Origin of the sequence: Thioclava sp. DLFJ5-1 (assembly GCF_002020115.1) — a bacterium.
Taxonomy (GTDB): domain Bacteria; phylum Pseudomonadota; class Alphaproteobacteria; order Rhodobacterales; family Rhodobacteraceae; genus Thioclava; species Thioclava sediminum.
On record NZ_MPZU01000004.1, the window covers coordinates 131,211 to 156,028 of the forward strand.

At 64.1% G+C, this 24,818-nt stretch carries 25 protein-coding genes; 8 read left to right on the forward strand and 17 right to left on the reverse strand.

Features of this window, described 5'->3' with window-relative positions:
- The first annotated feature begins 101 nt into the window (after positions 1-101).
- Positions 102-1,691 carry a hypothetical protein gene (locus BMI86_RS13465; RefSeq protein ID WP_078541866.1) on the forward strand — a complete coding sequence of 530 codons (1,590 nt, stop codon included), beginning with the start codon at positions 102-104 and terminating at the stop codon, positions 1,689-1,691.
- A gap of 194 nt (positions 1,692-1,885) precedes the next feature.
- On the opposite strand, the gene BMI86_RS13470 is transcribed toward BMI86_RS13465, so the two are convergent.
- From BMI86_RS13470 to BMI86_RS13490, 6 genes are all read right to left on the reverse strand, one after another.
- Complete coding sequence (locus BMI86_RS13470; RefSeq protein ID WP_078541867.1) at positions 1,886-2,356, reverse strand: hypothetical protein; 471 nt, start codon at positions 2,354-2,356, stop codon at positions 1,886-1,888.
- Between the two features lie 63 nt (positions 2,357-2,419).
- Entirely contained in the window at positions 2,420-2,971 is a 552-nt protein-coding gene (locus tag BMI86_RS13475) for a sarcosine oxidase subunit gamma family protein (RefSeq protein ID WP_078541868.1), read from the reverse strand.
- The gene (locus BMI86_RS13480) at positions 2,964-5,918 is read right to left on the reverse strand and encodes a sarcosine oxidase subunit alpha family protein (protein WP_078541869.1); all 2,955 of its coding nucleotides are present in this window, start codon (positions 5,916-5,918) and stop codon (positions 2,964-2,966) included. Before BMI86_RS13480 ends, BMI86_RS13475 begins: the two co-directional genes overlap by 8 nt.
- Positions 5,915-6,238, reverse strand: coding sequence for a sarcosine oxidase subunit delta (locus tag BMI86_RS13485; protein ID WP_078541870.1), 324 nt, complete (start codon positions 6,236-6,238; stop codon positions 5,915-5,917). Before BMI86_RS13485 ends, BMI86_RS13480 begins: the two co-directional genes overlap by 4 nt.
- Positions 6,238-6,597 carry a hypothetical protein gene (locus tag BMI86_RS21010; protein ID WP_143594803.1) on the reverse strand — a complete coding sequence of 120 codons (360 nt, stop codon included), beginning with the start codon at positions 6,595-6,597 and terminating at the stop codon, positions 6,238-6,240. Before BMI86_RS21010 ends, BMI86_RS13485 begins: the two co-directional genes overlap by 1 nt.
- Complete coding sequence (locus BMI86_RS13490) at positions 6,597-7,841, reverse strand: sarcosine oxidase subunit beta family protein (protein WP_078520286.1); 1,245 nt, start codon at positions 7,839-7,841, stop codon at positions 6,597-6,599. The genes BMI86_RS21010 and BMI86_RS13490 overlap by 1 nt, the downstream gene beginning before the upstream one ends.
- Before the next feature lie 192 nt (positions 7,842-8,033).
- On the opposite strand from BMI86_RS13490, the gene ccmI reads away from it, so the two are divergent.
- Genes ccmI through BMI86_RS13505 form a run of 3 tightly spaced genes read left to right on the forward strand, consistent with a single transcriptional unit; the run spans position 8,034 to position 10,320 of the window.
- A complete protein-coding gene (gene ccmI, locus BMI86_RS13495) occupies positions 8,034-9,608 on the forward strand; it encodes a c-type cytochrome biogenesis protein CcmI (RefSeq protein WP_078541871.1) in 1,575 nt (524 codons plus the stop codon).
- On the forward strand, positions 9,605-10,078 hold the full coding sequence (ruvX, locus tag BMI86_RS13500; RefSeq protein ID WP_078520288.1) for a Holliday junction resolvase RuvX: 474 nt from the start codon (positions 9,605-9,607) through the stop codon (positions 10,076-10,078). The genes ccmI and ruvX overlap by 4 nt, the downstream gene beginning before the upstream one ends.
- Positions 10,075-10,320 (forward strand): DUF1289 domain-containing protein, encoded by a 246-nt coding sequence (locus tag BMI86_RS13505; protein WP_078520289.1) that lies wholly within the window; start codon positions 10,075-10,077, stop codon positions 10,318-10,320. The genes ruvX and BMI86_RS13505 overlap by 4 nt, the downstream gene beginning before the upstream one ends.
- 4 nt (positions 10,321-10,324) lie before the next feature.
- Here BMI86_RS13505 and BMI86_RS13510 read toward each other — a convergent pair whose 3' ends face one another.
- Both BMI86_RS13510 and BMI86_RS13515 read right to left on the reverse strand, forming a co-directional pair.
- On the reverse strand, positions 10,325-11,425 hold the full coding sequence (locus BMI86_RS13510; protein WP_078541872.1) for an ABC transporter ATP-binding protein: 1,101 nt from the start codon (positions 11,423-11,425) through the stop codon (positions 10,325-10,327).
- Between the two features lie 87 nt (positions 11,426-11,512).
- Positions 11,513-12,292, reverse strand: coding sequence for an SDR family oxidoreductase (locus tag BMI86_RS13515; RefSeq protein WP_078541873.1), 780 nt, complete (start codon positions 12,290-12,292; stop codon positions 11,513-11,515).
- 212 nt (positions 12,293-12,504) lie between these two features.
- On the opposite strand from BMI86_RS13515, the gene BMI86_RS13520 reads away from it, so the two are divergent.
- Positions 12,505-13,488, forward strand: a complete 984-nt coding sequence (locus tag BMI86_RS13520; protein ID WP_078541874.1) for a Hint domain-containing protein — start codon at positions 12,505-12,507, stop codon at positions 13,486-13,488.
- 132 nt (positions 13,489-13,620) lie between these two features.
- Here the strand turns inward: BMI86_RS13520 and BMI86_RS13525 are convergent, their stop codons facing one another.
- Positions 13,621-14,439, reverse strand: coding sequence for an inositol monophosphatase family protein (locus tag BMI86_RS13525; protein ID WP_078541875.1), 819 nt, complete (start codon positions 14,437-14,439; stop codon positions 13,621-13,623).
- Between the two features lie 147 nt (positions 14,440-14,586).
- Positions 14,587-14,949: a helix-turn-helix transcriptional regulator gene (locus BMI86_RS13530; protein WP_078541876.1), complete on the reverse strand. Its 363-nt coding sequence runs from the start codon at positions 14,947-14,949 to the stop codon at positions 14,587-14,589.
- 394 nt (positions 14,950-15,343) lie between these two features.
- On the opposite strand from BMI86_RS13530, the gene BMI86_RS13535 reads away from it, so the two are divergent.
- Positions 15,344-16,312: an NADPH:quinone oxidoreductase family protein gene (locus BMI86_RS13535; protein WP_078541877.1), complete on the forward strand. Its 969-nt coding sequence runs from the start codon at positions 15,344-15,346 to the stop codon at positions 16,310-16,312.
- Here the strand turns inward: BMI86_RS13535 and BMI86_RS13540 are convergent.
- Positions 16,303-17,151, reverse strand: a complete 849-nt coding sequence (locus BMI86_RS13540; protein WP_168173857.1) for a LysR family transcriptional regulator — start codon at positions 17,149-17,151, stop codon at positions 16,303-16,305. The two genes, BMI86_RS13535 and BMI86_RS13540, sit on opposite strands and share 10 nt — an antisense overlap.
- Positions 17,152-17,262: 111 nt before the next feature.
- Here BMI86_RS13540 and BMI86_RS13545 point away from each other — a divergent pair, with 111 nt between their 5' ends.
- Together BMI86_RS13545 and BMI86_RS13550 are read left to right on the forward strand one after the other, a co-directional pair.
- The gene (locus tag BMI86_RS13545; RefSeq protein ID WP_078541879.1) at positions 17,263-17,493 is read left to right on the forward strand and encodes a DUF1127 domain-containing protein; all 231 of its coding nucleotides are present in this window, start codon (positions 17,263-17,265) and stop codon (positions 17,491-17,493) included.
- Positions 17,494-17,627: 134 nt separating this feature from the next.
- Entirely contained in the window at positions 17,628-18,347 is a 720-nt protein-coding gene (locus BMI86_RS13550) for a Bax inhibitor-1/YccA family protein (protein WP_078541880.1), read from the forward strand.
- A 55-nt stretch (positions 18,348-18,402) separates the two neighbouring features.
- On the opposite strand, the gene BMI86_RS13555 is transcribed toward BMI86_RS13550, so the two are convergent.
- The 6 genes from BMI86_RS13555 to pstS form a co-directional block, all read right to left on the reverse strand.
- A complete protein-coding gene (locus BMI86_RS13555) occupies positions 18,403-19,377 on the reverse strand; it encodes a glyceraldehyde 3-phosphate dehydrogenase NAD-binding domain-containing protein (protein ID WP_078541881.1) in 975 nt (324 codons plus the stop codon).
- Between the two features lie 79 nt (positions 19,378-19,456).
- Positions 19,457-20,554 carry a transglutaminase domain-containing protein gene (locus BMI86_RS13560; protein WP_078541882.1) on the reverse strand — a complete coding sequence of 366 codons (1,098 nt, stop codon included), beginning with the start codon at positions 20,552-20,554 and terminating at the stop codon, positions 19,457-19,459.
- 69 nt (positions 20,555-20,623) lie between these two features.
- Entirely contained in the window at positions 20,624-21,403 is a 780-nt protein-coding gene (gene pstB, locus BMI86_RS13565; RefSeq protein ID WP_075776999.1) for a phosphate ABC transporter ATP-binding protein PstB, read from the reverse strand.
- Positions 21,404-21,432: 29 nt separating this feature from the next.
- Positions 21,433-22,272, reverse strand: coding sequence for a phosphate ABC transporter permease PstA (gene pstA, locus BMI86_RS21015; protein ID WP_143594805.1), 840 nt, complete (start codon positions 22,270-22,272; stop codon positions 21,433-21,435).
- Between the two features lie 3 nt (positions 22,273-22,275).
- Entirely contained in the window at positions 22,276-23,244 is a 969-nt protein-coding gene (pstC, locus tag BMI86_RS21020; protein ID WP_143594806.1) for a phosphate ABC transporter permease subunit PstC, read from the reverse strand.
- 79 nt (positions 23,245-23,323) lie between these two features.
- Positions 23,324-24,376 carry a phosphate ABC transporter substrate-binding protein PstS gene (pstS, locus tag BMI86_RS13575; RefSeq protein WP_078541883.1) on the reverse strand — a complete coding sequence of 351 codons (1,053 nt, stop codon included), beginning with the start codon at positions 24,374-24,376 and terminating at the stop codon, positions 23,324-23,326.
- Positions 24,377-24,818 lie beyond the last annotated feature (442 nt).

Here is a 24,818-nt window from a genome sequence, read left to right on the forward strand (position 1 = left end):
CCGCCCTACCGGCAGCGTTGACAAGAACGTCCGGGTTCATAGTATCGCTGAGAGTTTTATCAGTATCTAAATCTATTCATAATTTTCAGAAAGATTTGTGAATGACGACGATTAGAGCGGAGTCCGGCTGCGCGAAAGCAGGCATCAATTTCGAGAAAATCTCGCGCTGGCAATATCTCCTGACACAACGTGAGATTACGGACACGATCCTGAAGCGTTACAGTTTCGGCGGCTGGCACCTTCATGTCGGCGACGGAGTATGCGTTTCGAAGCTGGAAGATACCAAGGGCCGTGCGATCGGCCTTTTCATCGGTATCGGAGTCGATAACGAGACCTTGGTGAAGGGCACCCATAAAATCCCGTCACTCGATTTGGATCGCGATAGCTTCTTCGAGGATTTCGAAGACTGGCTCTTTTATGTTTCCGGTCGGTATAATGTATTTATTGCCAAAGGCGATTCAAAGCGATTTTACAGTGACGCAGTCGGTATGAATGGCATGGTCTATGACCGTGAAGAGCGACAGGTCGCGTCGAGCCTTGCCCTTTGCATCGAACGCGATGCGACACCTCATCCGCTATACGACCATTCTCTCATCGAGCGCGGCGAAGGCAATTACAGCCTGTTTCATACCTACGATAAGGATGTCCGTCGCGGTAATCCGAATTTCCATCTCGATCTCAATGACTTCTCCGAAACTCGCTTTTGGCCCCGCGACGAGGATTTCACGACGGATCGATCGCATGACGATATTTACGGAGAAATAATTCAACGAACCTCTAAGGTTATCGGAGAGATCAACGCCAATTTCAAAACCGCGCTCCCGTTATCGGGAGGGCAGGATAGCCGCTTGCTCGCTTCGATATCGCGCACGAACCTCGCGGGCTTCGACCAATTTTTCACCCATATCCATAATTACGCGAGCAGGATCGACGCAACGATCGCTGGAACACTCGCGAAGGTTCTGCAGGTCGACCATGAAATCCACGACAAGCGGAATATCAAGGTCTCTGAAGAGGATGTTTCGCGGTTCGAAGCCGAATTCCATGCCGCGCTCGGGTTCAAGAAAAAGCTGACCCGAGAAGTCGCTCACGGGCTGCATGAATGCCTCGAGGATAGAATGGTGATCCTGCGCGGTCACCAAACTGACTTGTTACGTGCCGTGTTCATCGACAAGCTGGGCGATGAGGGACGAAATAATCTGCGCTGGCAAGTCAAGCGGCTGTTAATCGTGCCGGGCAAGGAGTTCGATCGCAAGACATATAGAACGTTTCTACCTGAATATCAGAAGTGGGTTGAAACGCTGCCGGAAAATGCTGCGAAACGCCAAGTCGATCTTATGTTCCTCGAAATATACTACAGCTCGACAATCGGGCTCATTTTCCCGGCACTTACGCGCAATTTCTTCATGTCGCCTTTCAACAGTCGACATCTGATTTCCCTGTCTCTCTCAATCGAGGAGGGTTATCGTAAAAACAGCTTTGCGGTTAACGATATTATTTTCCAGGTCGATCCTGAGCTTCACGACGTCCCGTTCGATTATGAATTTGGCGGTGCCAATCTCGGGCGCATCGACGACCAACAGGCGATGGCGGAGCTGACAGCCGCGCGCCGCAAAGCCAGCGAAACGCGCGTCGCGCTCAGGACGCAGCGTCCAGACTTGGCGGCTTCCGAGGAAGTCCCTGTGCCCTGAGCGACAAGCTCGCGCATGAAGCTCTAGAGACGAGGATCACCGTAGAGGATCGCTCCTCGCGGCGTCGCAAAGGGTGTCTGCGCGCATCCGGAGGTCGGCAGCGGCCAGACGTGCCGCCAAACACCCTCTGCACGTTCGACAGATGACGGACGCTCGGGGACGCCCGCCGTTGATTAAGATGTCTTATCGGAATTCTACGACGAAGAGGCCGCGCCCCCTGCCCCGGCTCGGATCTCATGGATCGGATCGCAGGAGCCCCAAGCCGTCTCAGACCGATAGCCTCGCGGGCGCACCGCGATCGAGGCCCGCCCACTGGCCTTCAAACGGGTCACGCGGAACTCGACGCGCGGGGTGTAGAAGTTGCGCTTGGTCTTGAGCCTGTCGACCTTCCAGCCAAACGTCGTGCGCTTTGGATTGTCGACGAGCACCTGCACCGGCTGCATCGGCAAGTCGAAATGATGGAGGAACGTGTCGTAGACCTTCCATTCCCCGCCCGGGATTTTCAGCAGATCGACCTCGCCGGGCGTCGAATTCGACAGATGGCCGGTCTCGAAGGTGCAACGCATCACCTGCGTCCCGCGCGGCAGCTTCGGCTGCTCGGGGTTGGCCAGAACCGGGCCAGTGGAAAAGACGACGAAAGCTGCGAAAAGAAATGGACGGAACATATGGCCTCGACAAATTAATCGGGCACAAAGCGGCCCGATTAATGCAAGACCAACGCCCGGATGTTAAAAGAGATCGCTGCCCTCACGGGCGGAAACTTCAAGCAATCCCATAACATAGCCTGCGACCGAGCGGAAAGATATGAGTGAAATCTCACTTTCCCCGGAGCGCCAGAACGCAGCCGCGACCTGCGCCGTGCGCGAACGGCGGATCTCGCCTTCAGGCAGGGTCGCGATATCGGCGGGCGAGAGCTTCATCACCACCTGATCCGCCTTCTCGCCGCGGATGGTGAACATCGCGCGCGCATCCGAGACGTTGACGACCAGCGCGTGATCCCCGGCAAGCGCCTTGGCCAGCCGGTCGGTCAGCGCGGGCGCCTCGTCATGAGCGCAGATCAGCAACAGCTCATCCGGGCTCATCCACGCGATCGAGCGCCCGTCTGCGGTCTCGATCCGGCGCGGGCCGGGGACGGGCAGCCCCTCGGCTTTGAGCGCCTTGGCGAGCCCCTTGGCCTCCAGATCGGAGCGGATCGAGATCATGCCCACCAGCCCAGCCTCGGACACGGTGACGAACCCTTCGTGGGTCTGGCCCGAAAGGGCGCTGACGGCCTCAGACATTCTGCTTCTCCCCGTCCTTATCGTAGAAGACCGGATCGACGATCCGCGCCTTGACCATTTCCTCGCCCTCGCCGGTGAATTCGATCACCTCGCCCATCCGGTCGGGCCCGTTGAGCACCAGCCCCATCGCGATCCCCTTGCCGATCGTGGGCGAGTAATAGGTCGAGGTCACGCGGCCTTGCGTGTTGCGCTGGCCGTTGTCGTTGAACCCTTCGGCGGGCGCGTGGCTGCCATCGGGGATCACCGAGCCGTCGAGCGTCTCGAGGCCGACCAGCTTCCAGCGGTTCGGGTCGGTCATGTGGGACCGCTCCTGCGCGCGCTTGCCCAGATAGTCGGTCTTCTTCTTCGAGAGCGCCCAGTTCAGCCCCAGATCCTGCGGGATCACCGTGCCGTCGGTCTCGTCGCCGATCATGATGAAGCCCTTCTCGGCGCGCATCACATGCAGCGCCTCGGTGCCGTAGGGCATCACGCCAAGCGCCTCACCCTCGGCCATGAGCGCCTTCCACAGCGCGAGGCCTTGGCTCGCGGGCACCGCGATCTCGTAGCTCAACTCGCCCGAGAAGGAGATGCGGAAAATGCGCGCGTCGAAAGCGCCCAGCTTGCCCTCGGTCCATTTCATGAAGGGCAGCGCCTCTTTCGACAGGTCCATGCCGCCCAAGCGCTCCAGCAGCTCGCGCGATTTCGGTCCGACGACGGCGATCTGGGCGTATTGCTCGGTCAGGTTCGCGGTATAGACCTTCCAGTCCCACCACTCGCATTGCAGCCAGTCTTCCATCCAGCCGTGGATGTGATCCGCCCCGCCCGAGGTCGTGTGGCACAGCCACGTATTCTCGTCGAGCCGCGCCACGACCCCGTCATCCATCAGGAAGCCGTTCTCGTTGCACATCAGCCCGTAGCGGCATTTGCCCACCGGCAGGGTCGACATCATGTTGGTGTAGAGCATGTCGAGGAATTTCCCCGCATCCGGCCCTTTCACCACGATCTTGCCCAGCGTCGAGGCGTCGAGCATGCCCACATTCTTGCGGGTATTTGTGATCTCGCGGTTGACCGCGTCGCGATGGCTTTCGCCCGATTTCGGGTAGCAATAGGGGCGACGCCAATGGCCCACCGGTTCCCAATGCGCGCCCTTGGCCTCGTGCCAGGACTGGATCGGGGTGCGGCGCAGCGGCTGGAACAGCTCGCCCTTGGCCTCCGCCGTCACAGCGCCGAGCGAGATCGGCGTGTAGGGCGGGCGGAAGGTGGTGGTGCCGGTCGCCGGGATCGGTTGACCAAGCGCATCCGAGAGGATCGCGAGCCCGTTGATATTGCTCAGTTTCCCCTGATCGGTCGCCATGCCGAGCGTGGTGTAGCGCTTGGTATGCTCGACCGACTCGTAACCCTCGCGCGCGGCCAGCTGCACGTCCGAGACCTTCACGTCGTTCTGGTAGTCGAGGAAGCTCTTGAAGCGCAGCGCGTCGGGCGCGCCCGCGGGCATCATCCAAACCGGGGCGAGCGGCGCTTCTTCCTCGGACGCCGCGCCGATACCCAGACCGCCCATCGCCTCGGAGAGCGTCAGATCGCCATTGGCGGCGCCCACGACCGTCGCCATGCCGGTCCCATCCGCGCCGGTCGGCGGACGGTTGGGATCGGGGCGGAACATCGCGCGCGCATCGTCCCAGGTCAGCTTGCCGCCGCAATGGGACCACAGATGCACGACCGGCGACCAGCCGCCCGACATCGCGACGCAATCGCAGTCGATCATCTCGACCGCACCGCCCTCGCCTGCCTGTGCGCAGATCTCGACACCGGAGACGCCCTTGCGGCCCAGCACTTTCGCGATGCCGCGCCCTTCGAGCACGCGCACGCCGCGCGCCTTCACGGCTTCGGGCAGCGCGCCGTGGGTTTCCTCGCGCGCATCGACCACGGCCGAGACCGTCAGCCCCGCATCGAGGATCGCGAGCGCCGTGCGATAGGCGTCGTCATTGTTGGTCACGAGCACCGTGCGATCGCCGGGCGAGACGGCCCAGTTCACGATGTAATCGCGCACCGCCGAGGCCAGCATCACGCCGGGCACGTCGTTGCCCGCGAAGGCGAGCGGGCGTTCGATCGCGCCGGTCGCGGTGATCGTGTGGCCCGCGCGGATGCGCCAGAGGCGGTGGCGCGGACGGCCATCGCCGGGGGTGGTGTCGGCAAGGTTCTCGTAGCCGATGACATAGCCATGATCGTGCAGACCCGCCGCCATCAGGCGGGTGCGCATCGTGACATTCTCCATCGAGGACAGCTCGACCAGCGCGCTGTCGATCCAGTTCTGCGCGTCATGACCGTCGATCTGACCGCCATCGACCGGCGTGCGCCCGCCCCAGTTCGGGGTCTGCTCGATCAGCCAGACCCGCTTGCCCGCGCGGCCCTCTTTCAGCGCCGCGGCAAGACCCGCCACGCCGCCGCCCACGACGAGCACATCGCAATGGGCATAGACCTGTTCATAGCGATCCGGGTCGGCCTCTTTCGGCACGCCGCCAAGACCTGCGGATTTGCGGATGATGGGCTCGAACAGGTGTTTCCACGCAGCGCGCGGCGCCATGAAGGTCTTGTAGTAGAAACCTGCGGGCAGGAATTTGTAGAAGGTGTTGTTGATCTCGCCGATATCGAAGTCGAGCGATGGCCAGTGGTTCTGGCTCGTGGTCTCGGCGCCTTCGAACAGCTCGGTCGTGGTGGTGCGCTGATCGGGCTCGAACCGCGCGTTACGACCCAGACCGACGAGCGCGTTCGGCTCTTCCGCGCCAGACGCCACGATGCCGCGCGGGCGGTGGTATTTGAACGACCGGCCCACCATGACCTGACCGCCGCCCAAGAGCGCCGAGGCCAGCGTATCGCCCGCAAAGCCGCGCATCGGTTTGCCGTTGAAGGTGAAGGCGAGCGGTTTCGCGCGGTCGATCAGACGACCACCCTTGGAAAGACGCGTGCTCATTTATAGCCCTCCCAGTCGGGGCGTTTCGCTTTGATCTTCGCGATCACATCGGCGGGGGGCTCGGTGGTCTGCGCCTTGTAGGTCGCAAACACCTCGAGCGTGTTGGTGTCGCGTGCAGCCAGGAACCACTTGCCGCAGCCATAGGCATGCCGCCAGCGCTCGAAATGGACGCCTTTCGGGTTCTTGCGGGCGAACAGGTAGCCCTCGAACTCGTCATCCGACGAGCCCGGCCCGAAGCGCTTGAGATGCGCCTCGCCGCCCGGAGCGAATTCGGTTTCCTCGGCGGTGACGCCGCAGCAGGGACAGGTGAGGGTCAGCATTATTTATCCCTTTGATAGTTCGAGGAAAAATAGAGGGGGACAGAAAAACGCACTTTGTGGTTGTTTTCTGTTTGAGATGTTTTCTCGCCTTGCCCCTCAGCCTTAACTCCGACCAGCTTGACGACGACCCCACCTGCACCGACTTCTCCGGATATCGTCGCAGATTTCGATACGATCAAATTGAGATCAAACTCGACCGCCGTTTCTTTTAGTTCAACGGGCTTTCCATCATGCAAGCCAACTGCAATTGGAACTCCGTCTGTGTCCATTGCGTGTTTTTGTGCATCACGAACACCGTCCGAAATGCCTTTAAGGACTTGGGAGACAAAGTCCCTGACTTCGTTTTCATCTTGCCCCATCAGTGCGCCACCCCTGCGGCGACGCTTTCGTCGATGAAGCGGCCTTCCTTGAAGCGGTCGAGGCCGAATTGGTCGGTCAGCGGCGAGTGGCCGCGCGCGATCAGCTCGGCCATGCCATAGCCCGAGCCCGGGATCGCCTTGAACCCGCCGGTGCCCCAGCCGCAATTGACGAAGATGCCCTCGACCGGGGTTTTCGACAGGATGGGCGAGCGGTCACCGGTCATGTCCACGATGCCGCCCCACTGGCGCAGCATCTTGAGGCGCGAGATGATCGGGAAGGTCTCGACCAGCGCGCGGGTGGTTTCCTCGACATGGTGCCACGAACCGCGCTGGGTGTAGTTGTTGAACCCGTCCGTGCCGCCGCCGATCACCATCTCGCCCTTGTCGGATTGCGACATGTAGCCGTGCACGGTGTTGGCCATCACGACCACATCCATGCAGGGTTTGATCGGCTCGGAGACCCAAGCCTGTAGCGCCACGCTCTCGATCGGCAGACGGAAGCCCGCCATTTCGGCCATGACCGAGGAGTGCCCCGCGACGACGATGGCGAGCTGTTCACAGTCGATCTCGCCCTTGCTGGTCGAGATGCCCTGCACCTTGCCGCCTTCGGTGCGCACGCCGGTCACTTCGCATTTCTGGATGATATCCATGCCCATATCGGAACAGGCCCGCGCATAGCCCCAGGCCACCGCATCGTGCCGTGCCGTGCCGCCGCGCTTTTGCAGCAGCGCGCCCAGCACCGGGTAGCGCGGCCCGTCGATATTGATGATCGGCACGAGATCCTTGACCTGCTGCGGCCCGATCCATTCCGTGTCGATGCCCTGCAGGCGGTTCGCGTGCACCGTGCGCTTGTAGCCGCGCACCTCATGCTCGGTCTGGCCCAGCATCAGAAGACCGCGCGGCGAGAACATCACGTTGTAGTTCAGATCCTGGCTGAGATCCTCGTAAAGCGCGCGGGCTTTCTCGTAGATCGCCGCCGACGGGTCCTGCAGGTAGTTCGAGCGGATGATCGTGGTGTTGCGGCCCGTATTGCCGCCGCCCAGCCAGCCTTTCTCGATCACCGCGACATCGGTGATGCCATGCACCTTGCCGAGGTAATAGGCGGTGGCGAGGCCATGCCCGCCCGCCCCCACGACGATGACCTTGTAGCGTTTCTTCGGCTCGGGGGAGCGCCAGGCTCGTTCCCAGCCGCGATGGAAGCGCATCGCCTCACGTGCAACGGCAAACATCGAATAGCGTTTCATGAGCGCGCCTCCGAGCAGTCTCGACTCTATCGCCTTTGTGATGGACCGGGGCGGCGGACGAAAGCCCCCCTGTTGCGGCATCGCAGGGAAAAAAGCGACATGGGCCTGCGACATCGGGTTCCATTCACGCGCTAGACCCTTTCGGCGCGGCCTCATCTCGCCTAAATGGGGAACGAAGGATGAGGAGACGCCATGCTGTTCTGGATTATCGCCGCCGCGCTCGTTGCGGTCATCGCGCTTTTGTTCGCCCTTGCGCTGCTGCGTGGGCGCGGCGAGGACGAGATGGCCCCTGCGGCCTCGTATGACGTGCAGGTCTATCGCGACCAGCTGCGCGATCTGGAGCGCGACGTCGAACGCGGCGTCACCTCGCGCGAGGAAGCCGACCGCGCGAAGCTGGAAATTTCGCGCCGGATGCTCGAGGCCGACCGCAAGGCACAGGCAGGCTCCGATCTGGGCCGCGCGCCGAAAGGGGCGACCATCGCAGTCGTGCTCGGCGTCGTCGTGATTTTCGGCGGGGCATTCGCGCTTTACGATTACGTGGGGCAGGACGGGTACGAGGACCAGCCTATCGGCGTGCGTCTTGCGGATGCCGACAAGCTTTATGACAGCCGCCCCTCGCAGGCCGAAGCCGAGAAAATGGCAAAGGCCCGCGCGACCGCCCCCCAATCCAACCCGGATCCGCAATTCCTCGCACTGATGAAGAAGCTGCGCGAAGCCGTGGCGAAAAAGCCCAACGATCCGAAAGGTCTCGAATTGCTGGCACGCAACGAGGCAACGCTGGGCAACTTCGATGCCGCATGGAAGGCGCAGCAGCGTCTCGTCGCGACCAAGGGCGATTCTGCGACGGCGCAGGATTACGCCGAGCTGGGCGACATGATGGCCGTGGCGGCAGGCGGAATGATCACCCCCGAGGCGGAGAAAGTCTTCGCGACCGCACTGACGATGGATCCGAAGAACGGGCTGTCGCTCTATTATGTCGGCCTGATGATGCTGCAGAACGGGCGTGCCGACCGCGCGTTCCGCTTCTGGGACAGCGCGTTGCGCAACTCGGAGAATAGCGACCCCTGGGTGCCGATGATGCGGCAGAACATTAACGACCTGGCATGGCTCGCGGGCGAGAAGGACTACACCCCGCCCAGACCGCGCGGCGCCCCCGGCCCGTCGCAGGCCGATGTCGCGGCGGCGGCGGACATGTCGCCCGAGGCACGTCAGGATATGATCCGCTCGATGGTGGAGCGGCTGAACGACCGGCTCGCACAGGAAGGTGGTAGCGCGGATGACTGGGCACGTCTCATCTCCTCGCTGCGCATGATCGGCGAGGTCGACCGCGCCGATGCGATCTATGGCGAAGCGAAGGGCAAATTCGGCTCGCGCCCGGAAGACATGGCGAAGATCGACGCAGCCCATCAGGCGCCCGCTGGTCAGGCGCTCAAGGATATGGGCGGCGCTTCGGCGGGGCAAAGCGCACCGCAAGCGGCACCCGCCCTCCCCGGCCCGAGCGCCCAGCAGATGAAGGACGCGCAGTCCATGACGCCCGAGGAGCGCCAGCAGATGATCCAGGGCATGGTCGACGGTCTCTTTGACCGGCTGACCACCGACGGCGGCACGCCGCAGGAATGGGCCCGCGTGATCTCGTCGCTCGCGACTCTGGGCGAGAACGCACGCGCCAAGGAAGCCTGGGGCGAGGCGCAAAAGGCGCTGGCCGACAATCCGGACGCGCTGGCTCAGGTCGAGGCGGCGGCGAAATCGGCAGGTGTGGCGGAATGATCTGCGAGACGATCGAAGAGTTCGCCGAAGCGATCCCCCGCATGGGCGGGGTCGCGGGGCTCGATCTGGGCACCAAGACCATCGGCGTCGCGGTGTCCGACGGGCTGCGCTCGGTCGCGACGCCGCTCTCGACGATCAAACGCAAGAAGTTCGGCGTCGATGCCGAGGCGCTTCTGAAGATCGTGGCGGAGCGCGAGCTGAAGGGCCTGATCCTCGGCCTGCCGAAGAACATGGACGGCACCGAGGGCGCGCGTTGCCAATCGACCCGCGCCTTCGCCCGCAACCTCAGCCGCCTCACCGATCTACCGATCGGCTATTGGGACGAGCGGCTGAGCACGGTCGCCGCCGAACGTGCGATGCTGGAGGCCGACATGTCGCGCGCCAAACGCGCCGAGGCGATCGACCACGTCGCGGCGAGCTTCATCCTGCAAGGCGCGCTGGATCGACTGCGCTATCTGGGGGCGGCATGAACAATCCTTCCGACAGCGACGGCATCTGGAAACGCGCCGAGATCGAGAGCCCCTGCGTCAAGCTCTGCCAGATCCACCCCGAGGCGCGGATCTGCATCGGTTGCTACCGCACGATGGAAGAAATCGGCGCATGGTCGCGGATGACGCCCGAGGCGCGTCGCGAAGTGATGGCGGAACTGCCCGAGCGCGCGCCGCAACTGCGCAAACGCCGGGGCGGGCGCGCAGGGCGGCAGGACCGCTGAACGGTTAGGCGCCAGCCTCTTTCGCCGGGAAGACGAAGCAGCGATCACGGCGGATCATCAACCACATCGGCGTGCCGGGCTTCGGCAGGAAGACGTTGGGGACGCTGGCGCGCAGGATCGTGCCGTCGAAATCCATCCGAAACTCGACGAGGCTCTCGCGACCCAGGAAGCGCGCGCGCTCGACGACGCCCCGCGCGGGCGTGCCGTCCTGCGGCGTCGGGGCCGGGCCGCGCCCTGCCCGGTCGAAATCGATCTTAAGGTGCTGCGGGCGGATCACGATGTCGATCTCGGTCCCATCCGCATGGCCCGGCGTCAGGAAATCGCCGAAGGGAGTCACGGTCAGCGCGTCCTGCACCTGCCCCTTGAGCACGTTCACATCCGAGAAGAACGCCGCCGCCGCGCGATCCACCGGCGCGTTGTAGAGGTTATAGGGCGCACCGCGCTGCACGATTTTCCCGCCGCGCATCAGCAGAATCTCATCGGCCATCCGCATCGCCTCATGCGGCTCATGCGTGACCAGAAGAACGGCCGTGTTTTCCTCTTTCAGAAGCGCCAGCGTCTCGTCGCGGATATCGTCGCGCAGACGCTCGTCCAGTCCCGAGAAAGGCTCGTCCATCAAGAGGATACGCGGCCGGGGCGCCAACGCACGCGCCAGCGCCACGCGCTGCTGCTCGCCGCCCGAAAGCCCGTGCGGATAGCTGTCGCGATGCCGCGTGAGCCGCACCTTCTCGAGCAGTTCCGTCACGCGGGCGCGCTTCGCCGCCGCATCTCCCTTGAGGCCGAATGCGATATTCTCGGCCACGGTCAAATGCGGAAACAGCGCGAAGTCCTGAAACATCAGCCCGATCGCGCGTTGCTCGGGCGGGATGCGGAACACCGTGTCGCAGATCAGCTTGCCATCAACGTAGATCTCGCCCCTATCCTGCATGTCGACGCCCGCGATCAGCCGCAGCGTCGTCGACTTGCCGCAGCCCGAGGGGCCCAGCAAACAGGTCACCTGCCCCGCGGGGATCGCGAAGGACACGTCATCGACGACGGCCCGCCCGTCGAACACGCGGCCAAGCGCGCGAACTTCGAGACGCGGAGGGGGTAATTGTGCGCTCATGCAGCGAAATCTCGACCGAAAGTGTCAGGCAATGCAGGGCGGGAGATAACAGCCCCCCGCCCCCCAAGCAAGCCCGGTAGGTCCAGCTTAGATCGAGATGTTGTTCAGCCCGCCGTCGAGCATCACGTTCTGCCCGACCATGAACCCGGCATGAACAGAGCACATGAAGGCGCAGGTCGCCCCGAACTCCTCGGGCGTGCCGTAGCGGCGCACCGGGATCGTCGCTTCGCGCTGCGCTTTCGCCTCCTCGACCGAGATGCCCTTCGTCTTCGCCGCCGCCGTATCGAGCGACACCGCACGGTCGGTCGCATGCAGGCCCGGCAGCAGGTTGTTGATGTTCACGCCATATTCGGCGACCTGCCGCGACGTGCCCGCAACGAAGCCCGTCAGGCCCGAGCGCGCGGAGTTCGACAGGCCGAGCTGCGCGATCGGCGCGCGCACGGATTGCGAGGTGATGTTGACCACCCGGCCCCAGCGTTGCTCGATCATGGCAGGCAAAACCGCCTGCATCATCGCGATCGGGGCGAGCATGTTCGCGTCGAGCGCCGCGATGAAATCGTCACGCGACCAGTCGCGCCAGTTGCCCGGGGGCGGGCCGCCCGCATTGGTCACCAGAATGTCGACCTCGCCCGCTTCGCTCAGCACCGCCGCGCGCCCCTCGGGCGTGGTGATGTCGGCGGCCACGGGCGTCACGGTCACGCCGGTCGCGGCCATGATCTCGTTCGCGGTCGCGGCCAGCGCATCGGCGCCGCGCGCGTTCAGCACGATCTCGACGCCCGCCTGCGCCAGCGCCATCGCGCAGCCCCGTCCAAGCCCTTTCGACCCCGCACATACGATCGCCTTGCGGCCCTTGATCCCAAGATCCATCGCGCCCTCTCCTTTGCTGTCATTCTCCGGCGTGCTCCGGCGGGGCCCCGCGCGCGAAACGCCGCGCGCCGCCCTGCCAGCGTCGCCTCGGACAGTAGCTTGCGCGCCGGGGAGGACAAGCGCGCTGTCGCAGCTTGACCATCGGGAGCGGCCCGCGGTAAGCCGATGCGATCCATCAGTTTCAGACGGCCCGGCAGGGCGAGGGAGAGCGCGTGTCCAACCCGAGCCAGATCGTTCACGTCTTCGAGGCCGAGGATATCTGGGTCACTTCCGGGGCCAATCATGGCGACGCGCTCGGTCCTGCCGAAGACTGCGAACCCGGCGACATCTATCAGCTTCATCGCGCCGCCAAACCGCGCCGCCTCGTGCTGGCCCAGCAAGGGGCCGCGCCGATCGTGGCGACAGGCTCCGAGATCGGCGCGCCGGGCGATGCGCTCGCGCTGATCGCGCGGCACCTGCTGATCACGCCCGAGGGCGACACGGTCGATATCCTGATGATCCGCCACGACGCCACCGGCGCGCTTTATGCGCTGCCGCTTTCACCAATGGCGGCGCGCTTCGACTACACGCTGCTGGAAGCCAGCGAAGATCCCGGCGAGGCGCTGCTGTCGGACCTCGTCTGCGTGGCCTTCACCACCGGCACGATGATCACGCTGGCAGGTGGCGCGCAGATGCCGATCGAGCAACTCACCCCGGGCGCGCGGGTGCTGACCCGCGACAACGGCCCGCAGCCGGTGAAGCTGGTGGCGAAGGCGACGATGCGCGCGCTGGGGTCCTTTGCGCCGGTCGTGATTTCGGCGGGCGTGCTGGGCAATGAGGGCGATCTGGTGATCTCGCCCCATCACCGCGTGTTCCTCTATCGCCGCGGCGTACACAAGCTGGGCGACACGTCGGAAATCCTCGTGCAGGCCAAGCACCTCGTCGATGGCGAGAATGTCTGGCTTCGTGAGGGCGGTTTCGTCGATTACTACGCGCTGGTCTTCGACCGGCACGAGATCATCTATGCCGAGGGTATCCCGGTGGAAAGCCTGATGGTCTCGGAGGCGACGCTCTCGCTGCTTCCCGAAGAACTGGGCCGCGAGATTTCAAACCGCCTGCCCGACCTCGCCCATCGCCAGCATTTCGGCACGGAAGCCACGCGCGAACTGCTGGACCGGATCGGGCGCGAGAAGCTGTTCCGCAAGCGCAAAGACTAAGCGCGGAGGGGGCAATGCCCCCGCTCTTCTCTGCCCTCCGCTCGCGCTTCGGGCGTTCGGCGGGGCGTCCTTCCACTGGAAGGCCGCTGATCCCGCCTCACCCCCCGGGATATTTTTGCCAAGAGGAAGACGTTAGCCGTTCAGCACTTCGAGCGCGGCTGCGTGGATCTCGGGCGAGGCCGCAGCAAGCACCTGCCCGCCGCGATGAGCCGGACCGCCCTGCCAGTTGGTCACAAGGCCGCCCGCCGCCTCGATCAAGGCGATCGGGGCCGCCACGTCATAGGGCTGCAGCCCCGCCTCGACCACCAGATCGATCTGACCGGCGGCGAGGAGCGCATAGGCGTAGCAGTCCATCCCGTAGCGCGTCAGTCGCACCTGTTGCGACAGACGCGCGAAGGCCGCGCCTTCGTCGGGCGTGCCGACTTCGGGGAAGGTGGTGAAAAGCGTCGCGCTCTCGAGCCCACGACCGGAGCGCACGCCAAGGTCGCGCCCGCCATGCGGCCCCTCGAGCGTCGCACGCCCGAACCCGCCGGTGAAACGCTCTCCGATATAGGGCTGGTCGATCACGCCCATCATCGGCGCGCCGGGACCATCCGCTTCCTCGGCGCATAGCGCGATCAGCACGCCCCAGGTCGGCGTACCCGACAGGTAGCCGCGCGTGCCGTCGATCGGGTCGAGCACCCAGGTCAGGCCGCTCTCGCCGCGGGTCACGCCATGTTCTTCACCGTAGATGCCGTCTTGCGGGCGGCGCTCCGCGATCAGGGCGCGCATCGCGGCCTCGGCGGAGCGGTCAGCCTCGGTCACCGGATCAAAACCACCTTCGAGCTTGTTATCCGCGCCGATCCCGCCCACGGGCCGGAACTGCGCCAGGGTCTCGCGACGGGCGCAATCGGCAAGGTCATTGGCCAGCGCGGCGAGCGCCGCGCGGGTATCGGTATCGAGATCAAGCATCGGTGTCCTCCCCGGGCCGTGCCGTCACCGCAACCGCCCCCCAGAAATGAGATTAAGGGGAGCGGTAACCGCCCCCCTTCTCCGGGTCAAGCTGCCTACCGCCCCACATTCGGTCACCAGTTGCGCCTAAACTCGTCTGCGTGGCGCTCAGGCCGCGTCGGACAGAACCTTGGCCAATTCGAACAGCCGGCGGCGCTGCGCCTCCGGGATCGCGTAGTAGGAGCGCACGAGCGCGAGCGCCTCCTTGTCGGACAGAATATCCCCCGCCACTTCCGGTTGCATCCCGCTGTCTTCCGCGAGACCCTCGAAGAAGAACGAGATCGGAACCTCGAGCGCATCCGCGATATCCCAGAGCCGAGATGCCGAAACGCGGTTCATCCCGGTTTCGTATTTCTGAATCTGCTGGAATTTGATCCCAACTTTGTCCGCAAGCTGTTGTTGGGTCATCCCAATCATCCAGCGCCGGTGCCGGATCCGCTTGCCCACGTGGACATCAACCGGATGCTTCATACTCTTTCCCCTTTAAGCCAATTTCACCCGCAAACTACCGTGCGCTGAGTGTGGCCTGCGCGGGTAAAATCGCAAACCTGTCTAAAAAGACAGGGAATTTGCGGCTTTCCGCAGCACACCTAACCTAAAGGATAGGTCGCCCGCTATTCGCCTTCCACGTGTTTTGCGATTTGCAAATCAGCGACTCAGGTGCCGTAGGGGAAGATGGTGGCGCTAACCGGTCTTTCACGAGGGATTGATTCGCGCGTCAACCCGCGGATCGGACCTGCCGCGGGGCCGTTTCCGACGCCGGATGTGCGGGCTGGTCCTGATCTCTCGCGCGGTTTATCACGGGCGACGAGGGGTTCGCGCGATTGGCCGCCCCGCCTCGAGACACAACCTTCCGGAGCATTCGATGCGCGCCTATGTCCAAACCGCCCCCGGGCAACGCCCCGAACTGACCGAAATCCCCTTGCCCGCGCCGGGGCCCGGCGAGGTTCAGGTGGCTGTCCGAGCCTGCGGCCTGAACTTCGCCGACCTGCTGATGATCGAGGGGAAATACCAAGACACTCCCACCCCGCCCTTCACGCTCGGGATGGAGCTCGCGGGCGAGGTCATCGCGGCGGGCGAAGGCTGCACCCTCGCGCCGGGCACCCGCGTTGCGGTCTTTGCGGGTCAAGGCGGGCTGGCCGAGGCGGGCAATTTCCCGGAGAGCCGCTGCACCCCGATGCCGGACGTGATGAGCTACGCGCAGGCCGCGGCCTTCCAGATCGCCTATGGCACCAGCCATGTGGCACTGGAGACGCGCGCAGCGCTTGCAGAGGGCGAGACGCTGGTGGTTCTGGGCGCCGCTGGTGGTGTCGGCCTCACCGCGGTCGAGATCGGCAAGAAGATGGGCGCACGGGTGATCGCCTGCGCGCGCGGCGAGGCGAAGCAGCAAATCGCGCGGGACGCCGGAGCCGATGAGACGCTCGACAGCGAGAGCGACGACCTCAAGGGGTCCATCAAGGCGCTTGGCGGCTGCGATGTGGTCTATGACGCGATCGGCGGCCCGGCGGGCGAAGCGGCCTTCCGCGCGCTGAAGCCCGGCGGGCGTTACCTCGTGATCGGGTTCGCCAGCGGCAGCCAGCCGAAGCTGCCGCTCAACCACGCGCTGGTGAAGAATATCGCGATCCACGGGCTTTACTGGGGCGGCTATCTCAAGCTCGACCCGCAGGTGCTGACCGGTTCGATGGCGCGGCTCTTCGACTGGTTCGCTCAGGGCGGGCTCACCCCGCATATCGGCGCGACCTATCCGATGGAGCAGATCCCCGACGCGCTGGAGGACCTGCGCGCGCGCCGCTCCACCGGCAAGCTGGTCATCGAGATCGGCGCTCAGGCATAGGCCTCGCGGAGCATGGCGCGAAACGCGTCGACCGGGTCGCCGGTCAATCGTCCCGTGTCATAGAAGCAGATGCGAGAGCGGCCGATCGCCGGCAGGCCGCTCTCGGGCCCCAGGGCCACGCAGCCCAGCGGAATATATCGCGACAGACGCACCGCGACGCCCATATCAGCCGCCACCGTTGCGCTTGCCATTTCGTCCGATTGTCCCTCGAAAGCGGATTTCGCCTCGATCCCGACCGATTCAAGCGCCTCCAGCGCCGCATCATAGAAGGCGCAGCTTTCCTCGATCGACAGCATCAGCGGGCGCTCGCAAAAGGCCCGCCCGAGCTGCGCACCGATCCAGACCAGATCATCGGAAGCCAGCACCTCGGCCTCGTGTCCGGGCTTGTCTTCGGTGGTCAGGATAATATCCAGCTCCCCCGCATCGAACATCCGGCGCAGCACCGACGAGCGGCGCGAGACAAGCTGCAGGCGCACCATCGGCCATTGCTCGGCCATCGCGCGCAGCAGGCCCGGCATTTGCGGGCTGACCAGATCATAGGGCAGACCGAACCGCACGGTCACCTCGGCATCTGTCGCGCGCAGCCGCGCCAGCGCCGCATCGTTCTCGGCACAGATCCGGCGGGCGTGGTCCAGAAGCGAGCGCCCCGCACGGGTCAGCGCCATCTTGCGGTTCGCCCGGTCGAAGAGCCCCTTGTCGAGCGCTTCCTCCAGCCGACGGATCTGCATCGAGACCGCCGATTGCGTCAGGTTCAGAAGTCGCGCCGCCTGCGTCACCGACCCGGTCTCGGCGACCGTGAGGAGCGCCCGCAGCGCCGCGATATCGAGGTTTTGCGCCATGCCACCCATCCATCACGTTTCGTGATGCTCAATAGCACAATCATTCGTTTTCATCATCAATAAACTTGCGCCATCCTTCTTTGCACAAAATCTGCCACGGAGGATAAGACGATGACCTTCCTGACCCGGCGCAACGCCGCCTGCTGCGCCCCTGCCCGTCCCGCAAGGCAGGGCCTCTTTGCGACCCTCGCACGCATGGCCGCCTATCACCGGTCGCGCCGGGCGCTCGAGCGCCTTGATTCAAGGCTTCTCGACGACCTCGGGCTGAGCGAGACCGAGGCCGCATTCGAGGCACGGCGCCGGATTTGGGACGCCCCCGATCACTGGCGCGCGGGCCGCTGAGACAAAAGACGTGAAAACAGTGCGAAACGAGGCATTTTCGAGCGGCCCCAAATCTTGAATTTCGGGGCTGCTCTGCCAATATCGGTACCGAAACCGGTCCGAGGGACGACCGGGAGATATAGTTGGAGGTGCTGATGGCTGATTTCGAAACGATGCGGACCCCCCAGGCGGGCACGCGTCAGGCTGCGATTGACGAGGGTCTTCGCGCACATATGAACAAGGTCTACGGGCTTATGTCGCTGGCGATGCTGGTGACCGGGGCCGTGGCGTTTGGTGTGGGTACGAACCCGGCGCTCGTTGCCGCGATCTTCGGCTCGGGCCTCAAATGGGTTGTGATGCTGGCTCCGCTGGCGATCGTCTTCGCCTTCGGCGCGATGATCAACAAGATGTCGACCAGCACGGCGCAGATCGTGTTCTTCGTCTATGCCGCGCTGATGGGGCTGTCGATCAGCTTCATCTTCGCCGCCTATACCGGCATCTCGATCGCGCAGACCTTCCTCGTGACGGCGATCTCCTTCGCGGGTCTTTCGCTTTACGGCTACACTACGAAGCGTAACCTGAGCGCGATGGGCTCGTTCCTGATGATGGGTCTGATCGGCCTGATCGTCGCGTCGATCGTGAACATCTTCCTCGCCTCCTCGGCGATGGCCTTCGCGATCTCGGTGATCGGCGTTCTGATCTTCGCGGGCCTCACGGCTTACGACACGCAGAACATCAAGAACACCTACCTGCAGCTTGCGGCCAGCGACTCGGAGTTCATGGGCAAGGCCGCCATCATCGGCGCGCTGCAGCTCTACCTGGACTTCCTGAACCTGTTCATGTTCCTGCTGCAATTCATGGGCAACCGGAACTGATCCGCGCCCAAGCCAGACAATGAAAGCCCCGCCCATCCGGCGGGGCTTTTTCATGTCAGCCCATCCGCAGCGCCATATCGAGCATGCGGTTGGAGAAGCCCCATTCATTGTCATACCAGCCAAAGACCCGGATCAGCCCGTGCTGGGTCGCACGGGTCTCGGGCAGCGCCATGACGATGCTCTCGGGACGCGCACGCATATCGGTGGAGACGAGCGGCTTCCCGGTCGTGCCAATCACGCCGCCCGCGCCTTGCAGCACCGCGTTGACCTGCTCGACCGTGGCAGGATTTTTCACCGTCACCGCCAGATCGACCGCCGAGACGGAGGCCGTGGGCACGCGCACCGCCTGCGCGATCAGGCGACCGGCGAGATCGGGCAGCACCTCTTCCATCAGCTTGCCCGCCGAGGTCGTCGTCGGCACCATCGAGAGCGCCGCCGCGCGCGAGCGCTCCATCGGGCCGCGCGGCTTGTCGACCGTGGGCTGCGAGCCGGTATAGCAATGCACCGTCGTCATCGAGCCGGTGACGATCCCGAATTCCGCATCGATCAGTCGCGCAAGCGGCGCCAGCGCGTTCGTCGTGCAGCTCGCGTTGGAGACGATCTTCTGCCCGTTCAGCGCCGCGTCGTTCGCGCCCAGCACCACCGTGATCTCGGCCGCTTTCGCAGGCCCCGAGATCAGCACGCGGGCTGCCCCGCCCGCGATCCCCTGCCCCGCGATCTGCGAGCTGTCGGCGCGGCCGGTGCATTCCATCACCAGATCGACATCCGACAGATCGAGCGTGGAGATATCATCCGCCCGGTGCAGCGCGATCCGGGTGCCGTTGATCACCAGCGCGCCCGGCTCCAGTGCGACCGTGCCGCGCCACGGGCCAAACACGCTGTCATATTCGAACAGGTAAGCCAGCATCTCGCGCGCTTCGATATCGTTGACGCCCACGATCTCCAGTCCCGGCCAGCGCGCAGGCGCCTCCGCCCAGGCGCGCAGCACCGAGCGACCGATCCGTCCGAACCCGTTTATGAAAACACGCATCTGGCGCACCTCCTGCAAACGCCCTTAGCGCCGCAGGGCGCCAAGGGAAAGTGCGCGATTGTCACCGATACGAGAGACTTCAGGCCGGCAGTTCGTGCGCGGTGATCTGATAGGTGAAGTCCTTGGCGTCGAGATAGTCGCGGCGTTTCCCGTCGATCTCGGCCTGCGGATACATCAGATAGGGCAGCTCCGGCCCGTCCGACCCCGGCAGGTCCACGTCATGCGCGTAGTTATAGCCGACCCAGTTGCCTTCCCATGCGCCGAACAGCTTCGCGCGCACGTCGACCACCTTGGGGTCTTTGAGCCCCAGATGACCTTCGCCTTCCTGCAACATCACCTTGCGCACATCGGCGGCGTCCGCAGGCACCCAGCCGAAGCCGCTCAGCCAGACTTCCGAGCGGCAATGCTGCGCGCCGGTGGCATCGTCGGATTTCAGGCCGAGGCTCTTATAGCCGAAGCGCGAGGGCGCGACGCGGATACCGTAGACGTCACGTGCAGGCAGACCGGCAGCACGTGACAGCCCGACGAAGAGCGCGTTGAGATCGGCGCATTTGCCCGACAGGTCGCCCGAGGTCAGCATGAAAGAGATATCGCCCAGACCGCAGCCCGGCGTCTTCGGATTGCGCACGGTGTTCTCGACGATCCATTCGTAGATCGCGCGGGCTTTCTCCAGATCGCCAGTCTTCCCGCGGGTGATCGAGTCGGCGGTCTGCTTCACGATCCCGTCGGTCGGCAGCAGCTTGGTCGCGGCGGTGAAGCGCGCACGCTCGACCTCGTCGAGCGGCTCCACGTCGCCCGGTTTGCTCAGATCGACCACGAAATCCTGCGTCTGCGCCTGCGTCGTCAGGGTCAGCTTGCGCGGGCCGTCGGAGGCACCCCAGACCGCATGCACCATCGGCGTGCCGGTGTCGGGCGCGTTCACGATCTGAACCTCGTCCGCATCGCTTTCCCAGTTCACCGCGCCGGGCTTCATCCAGCCCTCGCCATGCACGGAAGGTACCGGCACCCAAAGCTGCGCCGTCTCGCCACCGCCGGGCAGGCTGACCTTGGTGACCAGCTCGAAGCTGCGCCAGCCCGTGGGCTTGGGGTCGAACGCGGCCATCGCACCGCGCGCGCTGGCCGCCAGCGCCATCGAAGCCGCACCGAGTTGCAGAAGACGCCGTCTGTTCAAAGCCATGTCACCACTCCGCTGAATACTGGCCGCGTTCTACGCCCACGTCCCTGCAAGAACAAGGCAGCAGTTCGGTCAGCCGAACCGCCCGGTGATGTAATCCGAGGTGCGCTCGACCCGCGGGCGGGTAAAGATTTGCGCGGTCTCGCCCTCTTCGATCAACTCGCCCAGATACATGAAGGCGGTGCGGTCGGAGACGCGGCTCGCCTGCTGCATATTGTGGGTGACGATGGCGATGGTGAACTGCTCCTTGAGCTGGTGGATCGTCTCTTCCAGCTTGCCGGTCGAGATCGGATCGAGCGCGGAAGCGGGCTCGTCGAGCAAGATCACCTCCGGCTCCACCGCGATGGTGCGCGCGACGCACAGGCGCTGTTGCTGACCGCCCGAGAGCGACTGGCCCGAGCTTTGCAGCTTGTCCTTCACCTCGTCCCAGAGCGCCGCCCCTTTCAGCGCCGCCTGCACCCGGTCGTCGATCTCGGATTTTGCGTAATTCGCGAGGCGCAGGCCGAAAGCGATATTCTCGTGGATCGTCATCGGGAAGGGCGTGGGTTTCTGGAACACCATGCCCACTTTCGCGCGCAACCGGTTCAGATCGACCTTCTTGCCGAGGATATTCTCGCCATCGAGCAGCACCTCCCCCGTCGCGGTCTGCTTCGGATAGAGGTCATACATCCGGTTGAGGACGCGCAAGAGCGTGGACTTGCCGCAGCCCGACGGGCCGATGAAGGCAGTCACGCGGTTCTCGGGCAGGTCGAGATTGATCGATTTCAGGGCTTTGAAATCACCGTAGAAGAAATCGAGGTTCTTGATCGAAATGCGCGGTTTCGGCGCAGGATCGACCCCGTCGAAGGTCATCGGCGAGCGGTCGCGAATGAGGGTGTCCATCAGTGTTTCTCCTTCTTGGAGGTGACGAGGCGGGCGACAATCGACAGCGCCAGCACCGCGACGGTGATGAGAAGTGCGCCTGCCCATGCAAGGGCCTGCCAGTTGTCATAGGGCGAGAGCGCGAATTGGAAGATGGTGATCGGCAGCGAGGCCATCGGCTGCGTCAGATCGAGGCTGAAGAAGTTGTTCGACAGCGCGGTGAAGAGAAGCGGCGCGGTCTCGCCCGAAATCCGGGCGATGGCCAAGAGCACGCCGGTCACGATCCCCGCCATCGCCGCCTTGTAGGCGACCGTGCGGATCACGATCCAGCGCGGCCAACCCATCGCAAGCCCCGCCTCGCGCAGCTGGTCGGGCACGAGGCGCAGCATGTCCTCAGTGGTGCGCACGACGATCGGGATCACGAGGATCGCCAGCGCGACCGAGCCCGCGAGCGCCGAGAAATGCCCGAGGCTGATGACGAGCACCTGATAGACGAAGAGGCCCACAATGATCGAGGGTGCCGACAGCAGGATGTCGTTCACGAAGCGGATCACCTTCGACAGCTTCGCATAGCGCCCGTATTCGGCCATGTAGGTTCCGGCGAGGATACCGATCGGCGTCCCGATCGCCACTGCAATCACCGACATGATCACCGAGCCGAGGATCGCATTGCGCAAGCCTCCCGGCTCCATCGGCGAAGGCGTGTCTTGCGTGAAGACGGAAAGGTTCAGCGCGCTCGCCCCCTTGTAGAGCAGGTAGAGCAGGATCACGGCCAGCACGAAGAGGCCGAGCGCCGCCGCCCCCGTGGACAGCGTCATCATCACCGCGTTGACGGTCTTTCTGCGGGTCATCGAAGCCATGTCTTACGCTCCCGACTTTTGCTTCATGCGCTTGAGCATCCACTGGGCAGCGGCGAGCACGATGAAGGTGAGGATGAACAGAACGAGGCCCAGCGCGATCAGCGACGAGGTGTAGATCGGCGTCGTGGCCTCAGTGAATTCGTTGGCGATCGCTGCCGAGATCGTGGTGCCCGGCGCGAGGATCGAGCCCGAGATGCGATGCGCATTGCCGATCACGAAGGTCACGGCCATCGTCTCGCCCAGCGCGCGGCCAAGCGACAGCATGATGCCGCCCACCAGCGCGGTGCGCACATGCGGGATCACGATATGGCGGTTCACCTCCCAGCGGGTCATGCCCATGCCGTATGCGCTTTCACGCAGCATCGGCGGCACCGTCTGGAAGATATCGCGCGCGAGCGACGCGATGAAGGGCAGGATCATCATCGCGAGGATCAGCCCCGCGGTCAGCATCCCGATCCCGTAGGGCGGGCCCGCGAAAAGCCCGCCGATCACCGGGACATGGCCCAGCGTGTCGATCAGGAAGGGCTGGATATAGCTCTGCATGAAGGGCGCGAAGACGAAGAGGCCCCAGATGCCGTAGATGATCGAGGGAATGCCCGCGAGCAGCTCGATTGCGATCCCCAGCGGGCGACGCAGCACGCGCGGGCAGGTCTCGGTCAGGAAGATCGCGATGCCAAGCCCCACCGGCACCGCGATGACCATCGCGATGATCGAGGTGACGACCGTGCCGTAAAGCGGCGCCAGCGCGCCGAACTTGTCGGTCACCGGGTTCCATTTCGCGGTCCATAGGAACGGCAGCCCGTATTCCTTGAACGCCGGCCACGCCCCCATGACGAGCGAGACGAACACGCCCAGAAGAACCAGCAGAACCACCACCGCGGCGGCCAGCGTCAAAGAGCCGAATATCCGGTCGGACTGGGCCACCGGGCGCGTGCTCTTCACGCCGCTGTCGTAATCGCTTGTCGCCGTCATCGCGCACTCCACTCAAAATCGCAGAAAGGGAGGGCCGCAAATGCAGCCCTCCCCCGAAGGTGTTTTATGGAAAGAAGGATCAGTGGTTCATCGACCAGACAGCTTTGCCGTCCTTGCCTTTGATCTGGCCCCATTCTTTCTTGATCTGAGCCACGACGTTCTCGGGCATCGGGATGTAGTCCAGCTTGGCCGCCGCGTCGCCACCGTTCGCATAGGCCCAGTCGAAGAACTTCAGCGCTTCGGTCGAAGCTGCACCGTCCTTGGCATCCTTGTGCATCAGGATGAAGGTCGCCGCGGTCATCGGCCAGGTCTTGTCGCCCGGCTGGTTGGCGAGGATGACACCGAAGCCCGGCTGGCTCGACCAGTCGGCATTGGCGGCGGCTGCGGCGAAGGCTTCAGCTTTCGGCGCGACTTTCTTGCCTGCTTTGTTGATCATGTCCGTGTAGGTCATGTTGTTCTGCAGCGCGTAGGCATATTCGACATAGCCGATCGAGTTCTTCGTCTGATCGACGTTCGCAGCCACGCCCTGGTTACCCTTGGCGCCAAGACCCACCGGCCATTCGACAGCGGTCGAGACGCCGATGTCGTTCTTCCAGGTCTCGTCGACCGAGGCGAGGTAATAGGTGTAGTTGAAGGTGGTGCCCGAACCGTCCGAACGGTGGACGACGGCGATCGCCGCGTCGGGGAGCTTCACGCCTTCGTTGAGCTTGGCGATGGCCGGATCGTTCCACTTGGTGATCTTGCCTTCGTAGATTTTCGCCAGCGTCTCGCCGTCGAGAACCAGCTCGCCCGGCTTGATGCCGTCGACATTCACGACCGGGACGATGCCGCCCATGACGGTCGGGAACTGAACCAGCGTGTTCTTCTCCAGCTCGTCGCCGCCCAGCGGCTTGTCCGAGGCACCGAAGGTCACGGTGCGGGATTCGATCTGCTTGATACCGCCGCCCGAGCCGATGGCCTGGTAGTTGAGGCCCGTGCCCGTCTTCTCTTTGTAGGTTTTCGCCCAGGCCGAGTAGATCGGATAGGGGAAGGTCGCGCCGGCGCCGGAGATGTCGGCGGCCTGCACCGCGGCGGCCGAAGCCAGCGTCGCACCGGCGATCGCGGCGGTGAGGGTGAGGCGGGTGATGAACATTGAACAGTCCTCGCTGTCAGAATTCGGAAGCTATGAACGCGGTAACGAAACTCGTCCCGTCCGCTGGGTGCACTCATGACGGGGCTTTTTGACAGCTATGTAACAGTCGCGATTGCGTGACAGAGCGTGATAATCTGGCGTGTTTAGGGACTTCTGCATCACGGCGCGCCTTGGGCAAGGATCCGCGAAACCGGAAGCTCCATAGGGCCTTTCGCCGATGATTTTCGATCACGCCAACATCGCGACGGCGCGAGGCGCGCCGATTTCCGGCCAGCCTTTGTGTAAATCGCCGCGAGAAAATGACAGATAGCAGGCGTTTTTTGTGACGGTTTCACTGTCGCGATCCCGTCGCAGAGGCCGGATCGCCCCTCCGATCACCCCACCCCGGCGATGCCGAGTCGCCATTGCTTTGCGCTGAAAAGGGACCGGATGAGCCGTCACG

Excerpts from the sequence above, each read along its gene's own strand:
- BMI86_RS13555 (WP_078541881.1), bottom strand. The coding sequence starts at position 19,377 with ATGCGTGTTTTCATAAACGGGTTCGGACGGATCGGTCGCTCGGTGCTG.
- BMI86_RS13475 (WP_078541868.1), bottom strand. The coding sequence starts at position 2,971 with ATGTCTGAGGCCGTCAGCGCCCTTTCGGGCCAGACCCACGAAGGGTTC.
- BMI86_RS13515 (WP_078541873.1), bottom strand. The coding sequence starts at position 12,292 with ATGGATCTTGGGATCAAGGGCCGCAAGGCGATCGTATGTGCGGGGTCG.
- BMI86_RS13560 (WP_078541882.1), bottom strand. The coding sequence starts at position 20,554 with ATGGCTTTGAACAGACGGCGTCTTCTGCAACTCGGTGCGGCTTCGATG.
- BMI86_RS13530 (WP_078541876.1), bottom strand. The coding sequence starts at position 14,949 with ATGAAGCATCCGGTTGATGTCCACGTGGGCAAGCGGATCCGGCACCGG.
- BMI86_RS21010 (WP_143594803.1), bottom strand. The coding sequence starts at position 6,597 with ATGGGGCAAGATGAAAACGAAGTCAGGGACTTTGTCTCCCAAGTCCTT.
- BMI86_RS13505 (WP_078520289.1), top strand. The coding sequence starts at position 10,075 with ATGAACAATCCTTCCGACAGCGACGGCATCTGGAAACGCGCCGAGATC.
- ruvX (WP_078520288.1), top strand. The coding sequence starts at position 9,605 with ATGATCTGCGAGACGATCGAAGAGTTCGCCGAAGCGATCCCCCGCATG.
- ccmI (WP_078541871.1), top strand. The coding sequence starts at position 8,034 with ATGCTGTTCTGGATTATCGCCGCCGCGCTCGTTGCGGTCATCGCGCTT.
- BMI86_RS13550 (WP_078541880.1), top strand. The coding sequence starts at position 17,628 with ATGGCTGATTTCGAAACGATGCGGACCCCCCAGGCGGGCACGCGTCAG.
- BMI86_RS13480 (WP_078541869.1), bottom strand. The coding sequence starts at position 5,918 with ATGAGCACGCGTCTTTCCAAGGGTGGTCGTCTGATCGACCGCGCGAAA.
- BMI86_RS13510 (WP_078541872.1), bottom strand. The coding sequence starts at position 11,425 with ATGAGCGCACAATTACCCCCTCCGCGTCTCGAAGTTCGCGCGCTTGGC.
- BMI86_RS13470 (WP_078541867.1), bottom strand. The coding sequence starts at position 2,356 with ATGTTCCGTCCATTTCTTTTCGCAGCTTTCGTCGTCTTTTCCACTGGC.
- pstA (WP_143594805.1), bottom strand. The coding sequence starts at position 22,272 with ATGGCTTCGATGACCCGCAGAAAGACCGTCAACGCGGTGATGATGACG.
- BMI86_RS13465 (WP_078541866.1), top strand. The coding sequence starts at position 102 with ATGACGACGATTAGAGCGGAGTCCGGCTGCGCGAAAGCAGGCATCAAT.
- BMI86_RS13525 (WP_078541875.1), bottom strand. The coding sequence starts at position 14,439 with ATGCTTGATCTCGATACCGATACCCGCGCGGCGCTCGCCGCGCTGGCC.
- pstS (WP_078541883.1), bottom strand. The coding sequence starts at position 24,376 with ATGTTCATCACCCGCCTCACCCTCACCGCCGCGATCGCCGGTGCGACG.
- BMI86_RS13545 (WP_078541879.1), top strand. The coding sequence starts at position 17,263 with ATGACCTTCCTGACCCGGCGCAACGCCGCCTGCTGCGCCCCTGCCCGT.
- BMI86_RS13490 (WP_078520286.1), bottom strand. The coding sequence starts at position 7,841 with ATGAAACGCTATTCGATGTTTGCCGTTGCACGTGAGGCGATGCGCTTC.
- pstB (WP_075776999.1), bottom strand. The coding sequence starts at position 21,403 with ATGACCTTCGACGGGGTCGATCCTGCGCCGAAACCGCGCATTTCGATC.
- BMI86_RS13540 (WP_168173857.1), bottom strand. The coding sequence starts at position 17,151 with ATGGCGCAAAACCTCGATATCGCGGCGCTGCGGGCGCTCCTCACGGTC.
- BMI86_RS13535 (WP_078541877.1), top strand. The coding sequence starts at position 15,344 with ATGCGCGCCTATGTCCAAACCGCCCCCGGGCAACGCCCCGAACTGACC.
- BMI86_RS13485 (WP_078541870.1), bottom strand. The coding sequence starts at position 6,238 with ATGCTGACCCTCACCTGTCCCTGCTGCGGCGTCACCGCCGAGGAAACC.
- pstC (WP_143594806.1), bottom strand. The coding sequence starts at position 23,244 with ATGACGGCGACAAGCGATTACGACAGCGGCGTGAAGAGCACGCGCCCG.